Origin of the sequence: Aestuariibius sp. HNIBRBA575 (genome assembly GCF_040932005.1) — a bacterium.
GTDB lineage: Bacteria > Pseudomonadota > Alphaproteobacteria > Rhodobacterales > Rhodobacteraceae > CANLNM01.
On the sequence record NZ_CP162416.1, the window covers coordinates 16,910 to 33,326 of the forward strand.

Here is a 16,417-nt window from a genome sequence, read left to right on the forward strand (position 1 = left end):
AATCCGTTAAAACACGGACCCTTCAAACACACGATTTCGGGCATTTTCCACGTGGTTGCGCATGGCGGTGCGGGCCGCGTCTGAATCCTGCGCAACAATGGCGTCGTAAATTTCGTAATGCTCTTTTTGGACCAGTTCTAATCGTTCCTGCGGCTTGGTCAGGGACAGATTACGGGTCAAATTCATGCCGGTCAGAATGTTGGATTTCATCGATGTGCGCGCGGCGAGGAAATATTTGTTATCGGACGCCGCGCAGATCACCACATGGAATGCCTCATCGGCGTCAACACCCAACGCGCCCTCAGAAACACAGCGGTCCAGTTCGGTCAGCGCGTCTTTGAGCCTGAGCAGATCCGCATCGGTGCGACGTTGCGCGGCGATATAGGCGGCTTCGCCCTCGACGGCGGCGCGAAATTCGAATGTACGCTGAATGTCCGCGATAGACCCAACCGGGGCAAAGTTCAGGATCGCTTCATCCGGGCGGCGCTGCACAAAGGAACCGGATCCCTGACGGGACACCACAACGCCATCTTCGCGCAATTGTTTCAACGCCTGACGCAAAATCGGGCGCGACACATTCAGCTGTTCACTGAGGGCATGTTCCGTCGGCAGCTTGGCCCCGACGGCGATTTCACCTTCGACAATCATCGACAAAACGGTTTCATAGACCCGATCTGATAGGGTCCGGTCGCGTGGAACGCGGTCCGAAGTGTCGTTTGATTTTGTCTTCATCTTCCCTTTGTCTGTCGCCACGCGCTGAACTTGTCCTTTGTTGATGGGTCGGTCGGTGGGTACAGACCGAAAGTGGATGCCCCTTTTTGTACCATTTCCATAACAAAGTCTTCAAATACTGTCATTTCAATCGCGTCTTCGGCGACTTCGTCAGCCATATGGTTGGGGATACATACAACACCTTCGTTATCGCCGACAATCACATCGCCGGGAAAAACAGACACGCCCCCGCAGGCAATCGCATCGTTGACGGCCACGGCATGGTGTTTGGTCAGATTGGTCGGGGCACTGGGGCGCGTGTGATAGGCGGGCATGTCCAGCGCCGAAATTTCGGGGGTATCGCGGAACCCGCCATCGGTCACGATGCCATGACAGCCCAAGGTTTGAAGCCGGGTCGCCAGAATACAACCAGCAGAGGCAGCGGTGGCGTCTTGGCGAGAATCGATAACAAAAACAGCGCCTTCGGGGCATTCTTCGACGCCTTTGCGCTGTGGGTTTCCACGATCCGCAAAGGAATCCAGCCCGTCTAGGTCCTCTCGGGCGGGGATGTAGCGCAGGGTATAGGCCAGACCAACCATGTTGGGGCCGGGGTTCAGGCGCTGGGGGCCTTGGATATAGATGTTGCGAAAGCCACGTTTGAACAGCGCAGTTGTCAGGGTCGCTGTGCTGACATTTTTGAGCTTTTCCAAGGTTTGCGGGTTCAGGTGTGACATCATTCTGGTTCCTTTTGGCGTCCGGTTGCTGGACGGGCCGCTTGGCCGTTGAATCAGTGATATGCGGTCGGCTTTAATTTGTCAATAATTTGTAAACAGATTTGGAAATTTGTTATATTTCGTTCTTTTGCAGGGTGGCAATGGCCCCACGTAATTCCGACAGGCCCTTGAGGCGTCCCAGATAGGAATATCCGGGGGCCGGGGCGTTGGCGGTTTCGTAATCCAGCAAATGACCATGATCGGGCCGCATGGGCAGATCATCGCGCAATTGCCTAAGCGTCTGTAAAATCGCGATCATATCGGTGGAGCCGGCCAGATGCTGCGCTTCGTGAAACGAGCCGTCAGGTTCAATCTGAACGTTGCGCAGATGGGCAAAATGAATGCGATCCCCAAAATGTTGCGCCATGGCGATCAGGTCATTATCGGCGCGCGCCCCAAGGGAACCGGTGCAAAAGGTCAGCCCATTGGACGGATGATCCACGCAATCAAGGATGTATTGCAGGTCATCCGCGGTGGACACGATGCGCGGCAAACCAAAGAGCGAAAAGGGCGGGTCATCCGGGTGAATGGCCAGTTTGATGTCAAATTCGGCTGCAACAGGGACGATTTCCGCTAAAAAGCCCGCAAAATTTGCGCGCATATCGGCGTTTGTCAGATCGTCAAATTGCGCAATGCGGCTGGCGATTGTGCTGCGTGAAAACCCAGCGGCACCGCCGGGCAGCCCTGCGATAATGTTGCGTTCCAGCTGGTCGATCTGCGCGGGCGATAGGGCGGAATGGCGAAACTGCGCTTGGGATAATACATCATCGGAATAATCATCGGCCGCATTGGGCCGGGCCAGCACAAACACATCATAAAGGGCGAAATCGATGCAATCGAACCGCAGCGCTTTGCCTGTGCCGGGGATGGAATAGGCCAAATCCGTGCGGGTCCAATCCAGCACCGGCATGAAATTATAACACACGGTTTTGACGCCAGCGCGGCCCAGATTGGCCAGGCTATCCTTCCAGACGGACAGGTGTTTATGGGCCTGCGCGCCATGTAATTTGATGTCGTCGGGCATCCAGATGCTTTCGCAGACATCCCAACGCAGCCCGGCCTCTGCGATCTGATCCCGCAATGCGACGATATCGCAAAGCGGCCAGATTTCGCCGGCTTGTTTGTCATGCAGGGCGGTCACAACCCCACGGGCGCCGGTTTGTTTAACCTGAGCCAGCGTGATGGGATCATTTGGGCCGAACCAGCGCCAAGTTTCTAGCATAAGAGGGTCACTCGGTCAGTTGAAGGTTGCGGGCATCATCAGTTTGGGCAGCCACAGCGCAATATTTGGCATCAGGATAATGAGTATCAAAATCACCAACATAGGCAACAAAATGATCGCCACGTCGCGCATGACCTGCACCACATTCATCCCGCCGATCGAGGCTGAGATTAACAAACACAACCCATAGGGCGGCGTGACCAGACCAAAGGCCAGCGACACAATGCCGATGATCGCAAAGACAATCGGGTGGATTTCGGCGGCCGTGGCGACCGGCAACAGGACTGTGCCCAGAATGATGATGGTCGGGATCGCGTCGATGAACAGGCCAAAGAACAGAAACAATCCAGCAATAATGAGGGAGGTGCCAAAGGGGCCAAATTCAAGGCTGGTCATGACGTCAACGATCAGGCGCGGCACGTTGTAAAACGCCAGCAACCAGCCAAAGGCCGAGGCAGAGCCAATGGCAAACAACGAAATCGACGCAAACCGGCCCGTGTCATAAAAGATCGTTCCCAGATCGCGCACGGACACGGTGCGATAGACAAACATGCCCAAAATCAGCGAATAGGCAGCGGCGATGATCGCGCTTTCGGTGGGGGTAACGATGCCTCCGACAATGCCACCCACGACAAAGATCGGGGTCAGCAACGCCAGAAACGACCCTTTGAAGGCGGTCCAGATATCGCACATCGTCGGCGTGCCGATGATCGGATAATCATAGATTTTCGAATAGACATAAACGGTGCCCATCAACGCCATGCCGATCATCAGCCCCGGCGTTGCCCCGGCCAGAAACAGCGCCCCGACAGAGGTTTGCATGACCCCGCCCCAGACGATCATCAGGATGCTGGGGGGGATGATCACGCCCATCACCGATGAACAGGCGGTGATCGCAATGGCGAACCTTGTGTCATAGCCTTCTTTGACCATGGCGGGGATCAGGATTTTGCCGCATCCCGCCGCATCCGCCGTTGATGACCCGGAAATCCCGGCAAACAACATCGACACGGCCACATTCACATGGCCCAATCCGCCCGGCATCCAACCGGTTAACACGCGGGCCAGATCGATCAGTTTGTCGGTGATTTTGCCCGAATTCATCAGGTTGGCGGCCAGCAGGAAAAACGGCACCGCCAGCAGGATGAACGAATTATAGGATTGAAACATCCGATCCAGCACGATGAACGGGGTCAGGCGCAATTCCAGCACAACAATCGGGATCGTCGCAATCCCAAGCGCAAAGGCAACCGGCACCCGTATCAGCACCAACAGGATGAACCCGCCCACCAGAATCGCGCAGGCCAAGCCCGTTGAGACAATCATGAAAGTGCTTTCGTTTCAGCGCGATAATGCGCAAAGGCTTCGGAGAGACGGTAGAGGGTGAACATCATCCAGACCACGCCGGAAATGGGCACCGAGATATAGGTGATCAGCATATTGGCCCGCATCATGACCGAGTTTTGGATATAGCCAAATTTGGCATATTCGACCCCGTACCACGCAAAAATGCACGCAAACCCAAAGATCAGGATCAACACCAGCCCGTCTTGGATCAGCTTTAGCAACGGATGGCGGGCATCGGGAATGACGCGTACGTCAAAATGCGTGCCGTCCCAGATCGCGACCATCGCACCGATCATGACAACCCAGACAAACAGGAATGTCGCCAATTCTTCGGTCCAGAGGTAAACGGGGATCAGGCCGGTATAGCGCGCAATGACCTGCATGGCGACGGGGATGGCCAGCGCAGCGACCAGCAGTCCCAGCAGCACCCTAAGCCCATTGCAAAAGGTGTTCAGAAAACGCCCGATCATAGCTGAAACCCCTTTGGGAAAGTAATCCACCGACGCCAAAATGACGCCGGTGGCAAAATGTGTCTGCGATCGTTACTGCGTGCGAATTGCGTTTAACAACTCTGTTGCGCCCAGTTCCTCTGCATAGGCGTCCTGAACCGGGATCACCATTTCAAGCAAGGCATCGCGACCCTCAAATTCCTGTACAAAAACCTGACCCGCATCGATCATTTCCTGCAATTTGATCCCGTCTTCTGTGCTTTCCAGATTGCGACCAAAGGCACCCGCCTCTGCACCGGCGGTCAAAACGGCCGCTTGCAGATCCTCTGGCAGATTGCGGAATGATTTGCCGCTCATCACGATGGGGCGCACGGTGATCGTGTGCCGGGTCAGGGTGATGTGGGGGGCCACTTCGTAGAATTTCAGGTTCTGGATCGACGCCGCTTCGTTTTCAAAACCGGCAATCACGCCGGTCTGAATGGCGTTGTAAACCTCGTTATAGGCAATCGCAGATGGGGCGGCCTGAATGGCGGAAAAAATCTGCGCCTGAATAGGGGCGCCCATGACCCGCATTTTATGTCCGGTCAGCTCATCAAGGTTTGCAATAGGCGCAGCCGAGGCCAGATTGCGCACGCCGCCACCGGTATAGCCGATGATCATAATGTCCGCTTTTTCAAGCAGTTCCGCCTCTAGCGGCGCCATGACGCCGCTGGACAGGGCCGCGTCCCAATGGTCCAGATCGCGGAACAAAAACGGCATATCCATGAGCGGGATTGACGGGGCAAACGTCGCCATATTGGACGGGGCCATGATGGTGTAATCGATGGCAACACTTTGTTGCAGGAACGTGACATAGTCGCTTTCGACGCCCAGTTCACCGTTCAGCCGCAGGTCAAATTCCACGTCACCGTCATAGTTTTCGGCAACCAGATCGGCGAATTCTATCATGGTTTTTGTGAATGCGTGGTTTTCATCAAACATGCTGGCGCCGCGCAGGGTGACTGTGTCGGCGGATACAACCGACGCCAACAGGGCCGTGGCCGAGACGGCACCGATGGCGATGCTTTTTAGTGATGTGTAGATAGTCATGTGTTCCTCCCAAAACTACTACCGCCCGTCGTTTCGGGGGATTTAGCGTCTTTGTTATGGGCGGATGATTTGTAAAGTGTCAAATGAATTTGTATTTTTTTGTAACTAATCTATCATTGGATGGGCCATTTGCGCATTTGTGAGAATGAAATGGTCAATTTTACCATCAGGCACCGCAATGTGTCGTTTGTCGCTGGTGTAACGCAATGAACAGGATCCCCTTGGATGAGAGAATTTCGTCGAATCGTAACAGGTCATGATGCAAATGGAACCGCTATCGTCGAGTCAGATCAGATCGCAACGCATGTGTTGGAACGCCCCAATCGGCCGGGTGTTAGGTTAACCAATTTCTGGATGAGCGACGGGGGGCCTGCGGAATATGACGGGCCAACCGAAACCTGTCTGGGCGAAATCACCCTGCCGCCTCCACCCCAAGGAAGCGTGTTCCGCTGTGTCGAATTTTTACCAGAAAGTCAGAATGATATCATTGATTTAGGGGAAAAGTATGCGATGGGGCCGGGGCTGAAATGCCGGAAAATGCCCGGCATCCGTTTATGCATCGCACGGACAGTTTGGACTATGCGGTTGTTTTGTCGGGCGAAATTACAATGCTGCTGGATGATGAAACTGGGGATCGTGTATTAAGACCCGGTGATGTCGTCATTCAGCGTGGGACCAACCATGCTTGGGCCAATCGGGGTGATGAACCATGTGTTATGATGTTTGTCATGCTGGATGGCGTGACACAGCGCGACGCGCCATTGGCCGAACAGACCGGGATCCCCCGTCGCTAAGCTGCGATCGATCAAACTCAGTCGTCAATTTGTAATTTTTGTTTCCACCATCCGCTATAGATGCAGTGGTGGCACAGTGGAAATTTGCAAAATCACATAGGTCGTCGCGCCGCAAAAATACAGGCCCGGTTTTACCTATCGTTTTGGGGGGCCAACAACGCCGATATCCGACAAAATCGTTTCCAATTCATCGCGATCTGCGTCGTGATTTTGGGCTTTTAACAGATCAAATTTGCGCCTTAGCTCTGCCTTTTCGGCGGGAAAACAATCGGTCCATGGTCGACCTTGTAACCCAAGCACCAAGCCGTAATAGCCAATGAAATTTGGCTTTAGTCCCGACCGCGTCATCTGGGCATAGGCCTGATCGGCCCCGATGTCGATGATGTCTTGGGCCGTGTGAAAGCCATGTTTTGCAAACAGTTTTTCAGTTGCGGGGCCGAGGTTCATAATGGATGTGACAGGGGAACCTTTGCCGGATTTCGCGGGTTTTTTCATGGGGCGGCACATTGTTGCAACAGGTGGTTTGAATAGGTTTTGATCGGAAAAGCAACCGTTTCAATGACATTATTGTCCACGTGCATAACCCCTGTAGGCCGTTGTTTTATATGCCGCAATTCCGGTGGGGTAGCTTACCAATTCAAGTTGAAGCCCCCACGGTGCGAGAAAATAAACCCAGCTTAGACCGGCAGAGGGTCCGTCGGTGACTGTTTTGGGCTGGCCCAAGACGGCTAAACCACGCGCCTGAAGATCCGCGACGGCCAGATCCATGTCATCAACATAAAGAGCCAGATGATGGCCCCCGATATCGCTGTTGCGCGGGGGATGTTGCTGCTGGTTCTGCGCCTCATATTCAAACACTTCGAGGGTCGGACCATTGCCAACACGGATCATGCAAAGCCTCGGCACCCGCGCACGCGCATCAACGCCGAGGTTATCGGTCATCCAGTTGTCCTCGGCCTCAAATGGGCCGATCTCATAGAGGATTTCTGCGCCCAGAACCTGTTTGAAAAATGTCATCGCGTCGTCGAGGTTCGGGACGGTGATCCCAACATGTTCGACGCCTTTTAGTCCGGGTAAAGTCATTGGTTTCCCCCTTATGACAAATCAAACAACAGCAGCTCAGCCTCGCTATGTGCGGTGATAGTACAGCCATCGCGGTGTTCAAATTCCAATGCATCCCCGGTGGCCAAACCTTCGCCATTGATGTCGATATGGCCGCTGACCACGTGCAAAAAACCCGCATGGGCAGGATCGAATTCATGCGACAGGACCTGCCCATCCCGCAGGCGTGCCAGATAGACCCGCGTGTTTGACAACAGCGACAGGCCATTTGTTGTGGTGTCTGGCCCCGCGACCAGCCCAAACCGATTGTCGACATCTTGGTTCGAAATTAGGATGCTATCATAGGTTGGGTGGTCGATCTGTCGCTCTGGGATCAGCCAGATCTGCAGGAAATGCACCGGCTCTGTTTGGGACGCGTTATGTTCGGAATGGGTCACACCATTGCCTGCCGACATCAGCTGAAACTCTCCGGCTTGGATGGTGGCGCTGTTGCCAAGCGAATCCTGATGACTGAGCGCGCCGGACAAAACATAGGTGAGGATATCCATATGTTCGTGGCGATGCGCGCTAAATCCAGCGCCGGGCACAACCCGGTCTTCGTTGATCACACGCAGATTGCGAAACCCCATTCTGGTCGGGTCCATAAATCCGCCAAATGAAAAGGTGTGGAAACTGTCCAGCCACCCCATTTGTGTGCGCCCGCGGTTCATGCGTTCGTGGATCATCGCCATATTAGGCCTCCGGTAGGGGGATAAATTCGTCGTTGTCGTCGGGGGGCAGCTGGAACCGACCATGGGCCCAATCCCCCGCCGCCCAAGCCACCTTTGCGGCTTCGATTTTGTCCCCCGGACGGAACACCATCATTTGACCGGCGGCAAAGTCCTGACCCGCCACATTTATCGACCCGCTGGTGACATAGACGCCGCGATCTTCGTGGTTTTCGGGCAGGGGAATAGAGGCGCCGCGTTCCAATAGGACATCCGCGTAAAACATCTCGGAAAAGGTGCGCACGGGCGCTGTTTCGCCCCAGGCATTGCCGATGATCAGGCGCACGCTTTTGCCTTCTCCGTCCAGCAATGGCAAATCCTGCCGCCCGTGATGTTCAAACCCGCCCAGATCGCGACTGCGGGGGATGATGATGGTTTCAATCGCGTTCAGATTGCCGATCTCAGGGCAGTGCGGATCAAGTGTGGGGTTCCAGCTCATGAGAGGCCTTTCGGGTATAATTTACATGGAAGAGGTGATCCGAGTTACGAAAAGTCGAACCCATTTTGATCCCTTAGAAAGGCTTCGACAAAGTCGGTGAAACTGCTGACCAGCGGCGGCAGGGCGCTATAGGGGGGGTAATACAGGCCCAAAACCAACGGCGGGCAGGTCCAGTCAGGCAGCGCGCGCAACACGTCGCCCGACCGGATGCCGTCGGCCACGATAAAATCTGGCAACACCGCCAGCCCAGACCCATTGCACACCGCAGAATAAAGGAAATCCCCATTATTGGACGCGATTTGTGTGCCCGCGTTTACTTTTCTCTGGCTGCCACTGGATCGAAATTGCCACGTCTCGGCGCTGCCTTTGTCGGTATAGGACAGGCAAAGCTGTTGGTTCAGATCTTGGGGATCAGAGGGCAGGTCGTAATTGACCAGCAATTTGGGCGACACCACCAATTGGCGCGGGATTTCGCAGATTTTGCGCCAGATCATCGATTTGTCGGTGGGCGGTTGCGACACCCGAAGGGCCAGATCGCATTGTTCCGCCAGAATATCGATCAGCGAGTCATTAAAGTTAAGATTGAGCGCCACATTCGGATAAGCCAGTTGATAGCTTTCGATCAATTTTGGCATCAGGCGCATCCCAAAGGACATGGGCACGTTTATCGACAACGTGCCGCGATCCGGTTTGGTCAGCCGGTCCAGTTCCTGCGTGACGCGATCAAATTCTTCGATCACAGGGCGATAGCGCGCCGCGATAATGGCGCCGGTGGAGGACAAAGACACCTGTCGCGTTGTTCGCAACAACAGCTGATGCCCTAGGTTTTCCTCTAGCCGCGCTACGATGCGGGTCACGCTGGCGGGTGTCATGCGCAGGTTTTGGGCCGCCGCAGAAAAGCTTTTCTGGGTGGCGACTTCTAGAAAGACTCGGATGGGTTTTAGATCTTGCATGGTTATTATTACAATTGCGACAATGAAATATACAATACAATTATCATTAATGTGCATTCTCTTATCAGGTAGGTCCCGAGGCATATTGAGTGAACGAGAGAAAGAGAGCCTCATGATCAGCAGCATAAAAGGTTTGCACCACGTCACGTCGCTGGCGTCAGATGCCAATCAGAACAACCGGTTTTTCACCCAAGTTCTGGGGCAGCGCCGCGTTAAGAAAACCGTTAATTTCGACGCGCCCGAAGTGTACCACCTATATTATGGCGACGGGGCGGGCACGCCGGGCAGCGTCATGACCTATTTCCCGTTCGGCAACTTGCAAAAAGGCGTGCGCGGCACGGGCGAGGTGGGCGTGACGGAATTTGCTGTGCCCAAGGGCGGGTTGGGGTTCTGGGAAAACCGGTTGGCCGATTTAAACGTCACCGGGTTGCGGCGCGGCACCCTGTTTGGGGCGGCGCGGCTGGAATTCGAAGGCCCGGATGGCGACAGTTTCGCGCTGGTTGAGGCGACGCCAGAAAATCGCAATCCCTGGACGGGGATGGGCATCGATGCAGATGTGGGCATTCTGGGCTTTAACGGTGCCAGATTGCGGGTTCGCGAACAGGCTGCGATTGGGGAATTGTTGCAATTCATGGGCTATCACTCCGTTGATCGCGCTGGTGACATCACCCGCTATCAGATCGAAAACGGCAATGGCGCAGCCACGATTGATATCGAAGCGGTGCAATCGGGGTCCGTCGCAATCCAAGGCAGCGGTTCGGTGCATCACATCGCCTTTGCGGTTGAGGATCGCGCCGCGCAGGACGCCGTGCGCAAGGCGCTGATTGACACCGGGTATCAGGTCACGCCGGTGATCGATCGCGACTATTTCTATGCCATCTATTTTCGCAGCCCCGGCGGTGTGTTGTTTGAAATTGCCACCAATGAACCCGGGTTTGATCGGGACGAAGACATGGCTCAGCTGGGCCACGATCTGAAACTGCCGACACGCTATGAACCCTATCGGGATCATATCGAGGCCGCATTGCCAAAGATCGAGGATTAACATGTCAAAAGACAGCTACATCACTCAGTTCACCCCGGCGGAAAATGGCGGGGCTTTGATCTTTGCCTTGCATGGGACGGGCGGGGATGAACGTCAGTTTTTCGATCTGGCCCGCATGCTGTGTCCGGATGCGGGCGTGGTGTCGCCGCGGGGTGACGTGAATGAAAACGGAGCGGCGCGGTTTTTCCGCCGCACCGGCGAAGGGCGCTATGACATGGCGGATTTCGCCCTGCGCACACGGCGATTGGGGGACTATGTCGCGGCATGGAAGGCCGACTATCCCGACGCGCCGGTTTACGGTTTTGGCTATTCTAACGGCGCAAATATTTTGGCGTCTTTGGTCATGTCACAGCCGAAAATGTTTGATCGTGTGGGCCTGTTGCACCCTTTGATCCCATGGACGCCCGCTGATATTTCGGGATTGGCGGGAACGTCCGTTTTGATCACAGCAGGTCGCAGCGATCCAATCTGTCCGTGGTATCTGAGCGCAGAATTGATTGACTGGTTTGCCCGAAATGGCGCCGACGTCAGCACAGAAATCCATGCAGACGGGCATGATATCAGGGATGGTGAAATCGCCGCTCTGGCGGGATTTTTTCGCGCTGGGTAGATCGATTCAACGTGACGGGTCATTCCTGACCTGATCCGCCAAAGGGACAATTTTATTTCACATAAGACCTATTACGCGACGACACCCACAGGGTACAAAATTTTGCCCCGTCACATTGAGTTAACTGCCTACCCGCCAAAATCACATAGATGCGCAAGGGTTCCGTGATCTGCGACAATGTCTGTCCCGGTCAGTGCCGCAGATGCATCCGACATCAGAAACGTCGCGACCTGCGCCATTTCGGTGACGCTGGCGGTTTCGCCATCTGCATGCCATGTGGCGAACAGATCGGCCGTTGCCTTGTCTTTTGCGACTTTGGCAACTTGTTCGGTCATCGTTAATCCCGGCGACAGTGAATTCACGCGGATACCATGCGGGCCCAAGCTCCAGGCCATTGCGCGGGTCGTTGCAAGGATCGCGCCCTTGGTTGCGGCATATCCTTCGTAATCCGGGGCGCTGGCATGGGAATGCACGGATGCCACATTAAGCAGCACACCTTTGCGCCCGTCTTGGACCATGATACGAGCCGCGGCCTGACATCCCACCAACACCGATCGTTGATTGGTCTGCCACAGCCGATCCCACATGCCGATCTCTGCCTCTAGAAACGGGGCCGTGAGCGTGAGACCCGCATTGTTAACCAACCCGTCCAGCCGACCGCCTATACGTCGTGCGGTAGCGACAGCTTGGGTCAGACTGGCCGGATCGCTGACATCTGCGGTGATCGGGGTTGCCCCAATGGCGGTAATGACCGCCGCGCTTTCGGGGGTCACATCACATCCAAAAACCTGCGCCCCAGACGACGCCAACGCCTTGGCGATCCCAAGTCCAATACCCGCACCAGCGCCCGTCACGACAATAACACGTTCCTTTAGATCGATCATTTGACGGCTCCTGCTGTCACACCTGCCACAATACGTCGCTGAAAGATGGCGAACAGGATCAACAGAGGCAATGATCCCAGAACCGCCGCCGGGAACAACATGTCAGGCTGGATGTTCTGATTGCCAACAAACCGGTAGACCGAAATTGTCACGGTGAATTTGTCTTTGTCGGTCAGCAGCAGCAAAGGATAGGTGAAGTCGTTCCAGACCATCAGCATGACAAACAGGGACAATGTCGCGGTGGCAGGTCCAAGCAGAGGGCGGATAACGTGCCAGAAAATTTGCCAATCACTGCAATGATCCAGCTTTGCGGCTTCGATCAGATCTTTGGGGATCGCGGCGATAAAACCCACATAAAAGAAAATCGCCAATGGCAGGTTCAGGGCCGTAAAGGCGAGGATGATCCCCAGATACGTATCCAACAATTGAAGTTCGCGGAAAATCACAAAGATCGGCGTGATGGTCACAAAGTTCGGGGTCGCAAGCCCGAGCGCCACCAACATAATCAAACCCCGCGCCACACGACTGCTGTTGCGGGCCAGCGGAAATGCCGCCATGGATCCCAACATCGCGGTGAGCATGGTTACAGACACGGTGATCCCCACCGAATTTGCCACCGAACGCAGGTAGTTCATAGACGTGAACGCCTGCGTATAATTTTCCCATGCCAGTCGGTCCGGCAATCCCAACGGTTGGGCGGCAATTTCGGTTGCTGTGCGGAATGACATGGTCAGCATATACAAAAGCGGCATCAGCAATGTGACAACAAGCGCCAACACAAAGGCATGGATCAGGATCGAACGTATCTGTCTCATTGGGGTCATTGGACGTTCTCCCGGCTGCGCAGATACCAGTTTTGTGCAACGGCAACGGCGACCACGATGATCAGCATGATGATCGACAGTGACGATGCAAATCCAAAGCGATAATTGCCAAATAGCTGGTTGATGATTTCCAGACTCAGCGTGCGCGTTGCACCATCAGGGCCCCCGCGCGTCATGATAAATGGCAGCTCAAACGTTTTCAGCGTGCCAATCGTTGAAAGCATGATGTTGATCGTAAAAGAAGGTGCCAAGAGCGGGATTTCCAGATGGCGAAACCGTTGCCAAGAGGATGCCCCGTCCAGCCGCCCTGCCTCTTCGATATCATTTGGAATATTTGCGTAACCCGCCAAAAAGATCGCCGTCGTATACCCGACAAACATCCAGATATGGGCAATGGCAATGGCATAGAGCGCCGTTTCAGGATCCCCCAGCCAGCCCCGCGCCAGCCCATCCATTCCGGCCCCGCGCAAAACCGCGTTCAAGCCGCCGGAAAATGGCGAATAGATGAACTGCCAGACATATCCCACAACAACAAAAGACATCATCGCCGGCGTGAACAAAGCCGCCCGGCAGAAACTGCGAATGGCGGGCAATCGGTGCAACAACGCAGCCAGAAACAGCCCGGCGATTGTTTGGAATGTGACGACTATAAACGTGAATTTGAGCGTGACCCATAGCGCAGCAGGGTATCGGTCCCGGCTGATAATACGTTCATAGTTACGCCACCCTGTGAAATCCGCCTCACCCACTCCGGTGGAATTGGTTAAACTCAGCTGAAGCGTCAAAACAATCGGATACACAAAAAACACACCCAGCACGATCAGTGCAGGCAGGGTAAACAAAAGGAAGGACCGTTTTGACATCTCAGAACCTTTCCCAGGTCAGTCGCTGAGGCACGCTGTGAATGCCTCAGCGCTCACTATCAGAAATTAGCGTCTTCGACAGCCTCGTCCCAACGTTCCAGAACATCTGCATTTGTTCGGTCCGTGTTCAACAAAAAGCCCGTCAAGCTATCCCAGATTTCGCCCTCGAGCGGCTTTGGCCACTGCAACAACGCAAAAGGATAGTTGATAATGCCGCCATTTTCGCGCGCCGCATCATATGACGCAGCAAGCGCAGGCATGCCGCTGGCGCCATCGTCAAACGGCGTATAGGCGGATTCAGCGTCGATCATCACCTGAATCTGCTCTGGCTGTGCAAACCATTCCACAAAGGTGCGCGCCGCTTCTTGGTTTTCGCTACCAGAGGCGATTGACCACCCAATCCCAAACAGATCAAGTGCAACACCGCTATCCTGACCAGACGGGATCGGCGCAAAGACAAAATCCAGCCCTTCGACATCTGAGAACGCCGTGATGTTCCACGCGCCCTGCGGCATCATCGCAAAGTTGCCACCCTGAAATTCGGTCAGGGCTGTGCTCCATGGATCAAGGCCAGCCTGTGCATCAGGATCAAAACATTCAGCGTCCATCAATTGGCGGATCAGGTCCATACCGGCGTTAAAACCCGCATCCTCAGCAAAGCTGGCCTCGCCAGACCCCAACACAGCTGGTTCCACATCAGACGCTTCGATCCCGTTGGCGATCAGGAACAAAGGCGCCGAAAAACCACCGGTAAAGATCATCGGATTGATACCCGCATCCGACAGCGCACCACATGCGGCAATCAGCTCGTCAATGGTGGTGGGCGGCTCTTGGAGTCCCACTTCGCGCAGCAGGCCCATATTGACAAAATTGCCCATGCCGATGACTTCGAGTGGCATAATATATGCCGCATCACCTGATGTCAGCGCGCCCTGCAAATCGGCGGGAATCCGTCCATACCATTCACTGTCCGTGCCCAGATCCGTCAGCAACCCGGCATTGCCCCACACATCAAGCAACGGCATGTCCGTCATCATGACATCCGGCGGATCCCCGCCCTGTAAACGCGGCGGAATAACGGTATCTGTGTCCAAACGGCCAATATAGCTGAGTTCAACTTTGATATCGGGATGTTGCTCTTGGAAGGCGGCGATCAGTTCGGGCAGGCCCGCTGGTTCGGCTTCGTTGCCTTTCCAGGCGGTCACATCCAGCGTCACGCTCTGTGCCATCACCGGGCCAGCCACGGCCAAAGCAAGCGCACTGGCTGTCGTCAGTTTCATCAAATGCTTCATGTTATCCTCCGTTTGATACGTAAAATAGGTCTGTCGCTTTGGTTACCAATTGGTGACAGATCCGTCTGGCCGCCGCAAATGCGGGGCTTCGACATCGTCAACTTTGGTACTGCTGATCAGGTCTTCGCTGACCTCAACACCCAGGCCGGGTGCATCGGGAACCCGGTAATTTGGACCGTCCATTTCCATCTGAACCGGGAACAATCCACGATCATGAAACCCGAGTTGTTCAACAGGTGATTGTCGGATTTCCAGCCAACTGAAATTGGGAACCACTGCAGACAAATGCACCGACGCGGCCGTACAAACAGGGCCCAGCGGGTTATGGGGCATCAAGTCAACATAGTGCCGTTCTGACCAGCCGGCGACCTTCAACGCTTCGGTGAACCCGCCAATGTTGCAAATGTCCAGGCGCATATATTGGGTCAGACCCGCTTCCAGATAACGCGCGGCCTCCCATTTGGATGAAAACTCTTCTCCGATTGCGAAAGGAATATCCGTCATGGTGCGCAGCGTTGCATAGGCTTCTGGTGTTTCACAGCGGATCGGCTCTTCGATGAAATCAAGCGTCCCGGCTGGCATCATGTTGCAGAAACTTGCCGCTTCGGCGACTGAATAGCGGTGATGCATATCAACCCCAAGCACAAGCCCGCGCCCAAAGGTTTCACGCACGGCCATCAATTCGGCCGCCGCCTGGGGAAGGGTTGCGCGGGGTTCAAAAACTTCGCTGTCATTAAACCCGCTGGGATAGGTCCGAACACAGGTCCAACCGGCATCAGTCAATGTTTTAACATCGGCGATGATGGCCTCTGTTGATTTTGCCATAGTGCTGGCAAAGGTCGGCACACGATCCCGCTGCGCGCCGCCCAAAAGCTGATGCACCGGTACACCCAACCGTTTGCCCAGCAGATCATATAGCGCAATATCGATGGCCGAAATTGCGGCGGTCAACACCCGCCCGCCTTCAAAATACTGGCTGCGATAACATTCCTGCCAAATGCGCCCGATCCGGCGCGAATCCTGCCCCAGCAAAAAGTTCGAAAAATGCGCGATCGTTGCCGAAACAGCGCCTTCCCGTCCCGACAGCCCGCTTTCGCCCCAGCCAATCAAACCATCTTCGGTCGTAACTTTGACCAAGAGCTGATTGCGCCAACCAACCCGCACAAGAATGGGCTTTATCTCGGCGATTTTGGCCGGATGGTTTGCCTCGGCGCCAACAAATGGTGCCGGGTTAAGCTGGGTCTTGGGTGGCTGGGTGCTGGACATAAACAAGGTTCCTTGGGCGAGTATGGC

At 55.0% G+C, this 16,417-nt stretch carries 19 protein-coding genes; 3 read left to right on the plus strand and 16 right to left on the minus strand.

Going from position 1 to position 16,417, the window contains the following annotated elements; all coding sequences use genetic code 11:
- Positions 1-6: 6 nt before the first annotated feature.
- From AB1F12_RS17155 to AB1F12_RS17180, 6 genes are all read right to left on the minus strand, one after another.
- Positions 7-732, minus strand: a complete 726-nt coding sequence (locus AB1F12_RS17155) for a FadR/GntR family transcriptional regulator (RefSeq protein ID WP_368188508.1) — start codon at positions 730-732, stop codon at positions 7-9.
- Positions 729-1,445, minus strand: coding sequence for a ribonuclease activity regulator RraA (locus AB1F12_RS17160; RefSeq protein WP_368188524.1), 717 nt, complete (start codon positions 1,443-1,445; stop codon positions 729-731). Before AB1F12_RS17160 ends, AB1F12_RS17155 begins: the two co-directional genes overlap by 4 nt.
- 112 nt (positions 1,446-1,557) lie before the next feature.
- The gene (gene uxuA, locus AB1F12_RS17165; protein WP_368188509.1) at positions 1,558-2,706 is read right to left on the minus strand and encodes a mannonate dehydratase; all 1,149 of its coding nucleotides are present in this window, start codon (positions 2,704-2,706) and stop codon (positions 1,558-1,560) included.
- A gap of 15 nt (positions 2,707-2,721) precedes the next feature.
- Positions 2,722-4,032 carry a TRAP transporter large permease gene (locus AB1F12_RS17170; RefSeq protein WP_368188510.1) on the minus strand — a complete coding sequence of 437 codons (1,311 nt, stop codon included), beginning with the start codon at positions 4,030-4,032 and terminating at the stop codon, positions 2,722-2,724.
- Positions 4,029-4,523: a TRAP transporter small permease gene (locus AB1F12_RS17175; protein WP_368188511.1), complete on the minus strand. Its 495-nt coding sequence runs from the start codon at positions 4,521-4,523 to the stop codon at positions 4,029-4,031. Before AB1F12_RS17175 ends, AB1F12_RS17170 begins: the two co-directional genes overlap by 4 nt.
- A gap of 72 nt (positions 4,524-4,595) precedes the next feature.
- Entirely contained in the window at positions 4,596-5,591 is a 996-nt protein-coding gene (locus AB1F12_RS17180) for a TRAP transporter substrate-binding protein (protein WP_368188512.1), read from the minus strand.
- 527 nt (positions 5,592-6,118) lie between these two features.
- Here AB1F12_RS17180 and AB1F12_RS17185 point away from each other — a divergent pair.
- Positions 6,119-6,385, plus strand: coding sequence for a cupin domain-containing protein (locus AB1F12_RS17185; protein WP_368188513.1), 267 nt, complete (start codon positions 6,119-6,121; stop codon positions 6,383-6,385).
- Between the two features lie 135 nt (positions 6,386-6,520).
- Here the strand turns inward: AB1F12_RS17185 and AB1F12_RS17190 are convergent, their stop codons facing one another.
- The 5 genes from AB1F12_RS17190 to AB1F12_RS17210 form a co-directional block, all read right to left on the minus strand.
- On the minus strand, positions 6,521-6,880 hold the full coding sequence (locus AB1F12_RS17190; protein WP_368188514.1) for a TfoX/Sxy family DNA transformation protein: 360 nt from the start codon (positions 6,878-6,880) through the stop codon (positions 6,521-6,523).
- 69 nt (positions 6,881-6,949) lie between these two features.
- Positions 6,950-7,468, minus strand: coding sequence for a VOC family protein (locus AB1F12_RS17195; protein WP_368188515.1), 519 nt, complete (start codon positions 7,466-7,468; stop codon positions 6,950-6,952).
- 11 nt (positions 7,469-7,479) lie between these two features.
- Entirely contained in the window at positions 7,480-8,178 is a 699-nt protein-coding gene (locus AB1F12_RS17200) for a pirin family protein (protein WP_368188516.1), read from the minus strand.
- Position 8,179: 1 nt separating this feature from the next.
- Entirely contained in the window at positions 8,180-8,653 is a 474-nt protein-coding gene (locus AB1F12_RS17205) for a pirin-like C-terminal cupin domain-containing protein (protein WP_368188517.1), read from the minus strand.
- A 44-nt stretch (positions 8,654-8,697) separates the two neighbouring features.
- A complete protein-coding gene (locus AB1F12_RS17210) occupies positions 8,698-9,606 on the minus strand; it encodes a LysR family transcriptional regulator (protein ID WP_368188518.1) in 909 nt (302 codons plus the stop codon).
- A gap of 112 nt (positions 9,607-9,718) precedes the next feature.
- On the opposite strand from AB1F12_RS17210, the gene AB1F12_RS17215 reads away from it, so the two are divergent.
- Positions 9,719-10,651, plus strand: coding sequence for a VOC family protein (locus tag AB1F12_RS17215; protein ID WP_368188519.1), 933 nt, complete (start codon positions 9,719-9,721; stop codon positions 10,649-10,651).
- A 1-nt stretch (position 10,652) separates the two neighbouring features.
- Complete coding sequence (locus AB1F12_RS17220) at positions 10,653-11,261, plus strand: alpha/beta hydrolase (protein WP_368188520.1); 609 nt, start codon at positions 10,653-10,655, stop codon at positions 11,259-11,261.
- Positions 11,262-11,389: 128 nt separating this feature from the next.
- On the opposite strand, the gene AB1F12_RS17225 is transcribed toward AB1F12_RS17220, so the two are convergent.
- Genes AB1F12_RS17225 through AB1F12_RS17245 form a run of 5 tightly spaced genes read right to left on the minus strand, consistent with a single transcriptional unit; the run spans position 11,390 to position 16,390 of the window.
- Positions 11,390-12,145: an SDR family NAD(P)-dependent oxidoreductase gene (locus AB1F12_RS17225; protein WP_368188521.1), complete on the minus strand. Its 756-nt coding sequence runs from the start codon at positions 12,143-12,145 to the stop codon at positions 11,390-11,392.
- Positions 12,142-12,969 (minus strand): carbohydrate ABC transporter permease, encoded by an 828-nt coding sequence (locus AB1F12_RS17230; RefSeq protein WP_368188522.1) that lies wholly within the window; start codon positions 12,967-12,969, stop codon positions 12,142-12,144. Before AB1F12_RS17230 ends, AB1F12_RS17225 begins: the two co-directional genes overlap by 4 nt.
- On the minus strand, positions 12,966-13,832 hold the full coding sequence (locus AB1F12_RS17235; RefSeq protein ID WP_368188523.1) for a carbohydrate ABC transporter permease: 867 nt from the start codon (positions 13,830-13,832) through the stop codon (positions 12,966-12,968). The genes AB1F12_RS17230 and AB1F12_RS17235 overlap by 4 nt, the downstream gene beginning before the upstream one ends.
- 59 nt (positions 13,833-13,891) lie before the next feature.
- Positions 13,892-15,124, minus strand: a complete 1,233-nt coding sequence (locus AB1F12_RS17240) for an ABC transporter substrate-binding protein (RefSeq protein ID WP_368188471.1) — start codon at positions 15,122-15,124, stop codon at positions 13,892-13,894.
- A gap of 42 nt (positions 15,125-15,166) precedes the next feature.
- Positions 15,167-16,390, minus strand: a complete 1,224-nt coding sequence (locus AB1F12_RS17245; protein WP_368188472.1) for a mandelate racemase/muconate lactonizing enzyme family protein — start codon at positions 16,388-16,390, stop codon at positions 15,167-15,169.
- Positions 16,391-16,417 lie beyond the last annotated feature (27 nt).